The 272-nt window shown below is 38.6% G+C and carries 1 tRNA gene; it reads right to left on the bottom strand.

Going from position 1 to position 272, the window contains the following annotated elements:
- Positions 1-197 precede the first annotated feature (197 nt).
- Positions 198-271, bottom strand: a tRNA-Gly gene (locus tag N7568_RS23570).
- Position 272: the final 1 nt, after the last annotated feature.

Raw genomic sequence — 272 nt, 5'->3', positions numbered from 1 at the left:
TAAGATTTGTTCAACTTTTCTGCTACTTTTCTTATACTGCGGTCCAATCCCATATCCCGGTAAATAACGAATGCTTCAAATGCTTTTTTGGTTTCATGGGATTGCCTTTCATATGGGCACTTGTGCCATAATAACCACCACCCTTTTTTACCAACAAAAAATGAGCCATCTATTGATAGCTCATGAATTTTAATATTTGGAGCGAACAGGTGGGAATCGAACCCCCATCCCTCAATTGGAATTGAGTGTTTTACCATTAAACTATGTCCGCA

The sequence above is a fragment of the Paenarthrobacter aurescens genome (genome assembly GCF_025421775.1).
Taxonomy (GTDB): Bacteria; Actinomycetota; Actinomycetes; order Actinomycetales; family Micrococcaceae; genus Arthrobacter; species Arthrobacter aurescens_B.
The sequence above is the reverse complement of the archived record's forward strand: the minus strand, read 5'-3'. Positions and strand labels throughout refer to the sequence as shown.